1 pseudogene is annotated in these 800 nt (G+C 49.1%); it reads left to right on the forward strand.

The window, feature by feature from the left end:
• Positions 1-117 precede the first annotated feature (117 nt).
• Positions 118-591 (forward strand): annotated as a pseudogene (gene iscB, locus LKE08_RS00710) (RNA-guided endonuclease IscB); the annotation flags it as partial.
• Positions 592-800: the final 209 nt, after the last annotated feature.

Genomic DNA, 800 nt, shown 5'->3' on the forward strand with positions numbered 1-800 from the left:
AGGCTCTAGAACCGAATCGTTAAACAGTCCTAAGGGGTTAAGACAGTGCGATTTGGAAAGTACCGACTCTGAACATTGGCGAAGCAAACATTACGAGCAATCAGAAGAGACGCAACAATGTCTAACCATGTTTTGGTTCTAGATACCAACCGTAAGCCGCTCACACCCTGCAAGCCAGGGGTAGCGCGGTCACTACTCAAGGTTGGGAAAGCGGCGGTATTTCGCCGTTATCCATTCACTATCATCCTGAAAAAGGAGGTTGAGGCTGACCCCGAGCCTGTCGAACTTAAGTTAGACCCAGGCTCTAAAGTTACTGGAATTGCCCTGAAACAAGGGAATCAAATCATCTTTGGTGCTGAGTTGCAGCATCGAGGGCAGCAGATTAAAGCTGCATTACTATCCCGCCGTCAATTGCGGCGCGGTAGACGGAATCGCAAAACTCGCTATCGGCAGGCACGATTCTTGAATCGGACTCGTCCTGCTGGTTGGCTTGCACCCAGTTTGCAACACCGAGTCTTGACTACGATGACCTGGGTGAATCGGCTCCGCAAGGTTGCACCTATCGGTTCAATTGCGATAGAACTGGTGCGGTTGTGCGATTCGTTCGGGAGTGAAATAGGGCTGAAATGCCTGAAATAGCCTCCCGGTAAGGCTTCCATCCCCTTGGATGGATATAAGGGACGCACCCCTGACCAGCCTTATAACTATCTGTATGTTCCGAAGTTTGGTATCACAGTGATACTAAATGAGGTCGGAACTCTCAGGGTCAAGGAAAAATCAGTGATACAAGTTTCTTATAT

Origin of the sequence: Lyngbya sp. CCY1209, from assembly GCF_035615495.1 — a bacterium.
Classification (GTDB): Bacteria; Cyanobacteriota; Cyanobacteriia; order Cyanobacteriales; family Microcoleaceae; genus Limnospira.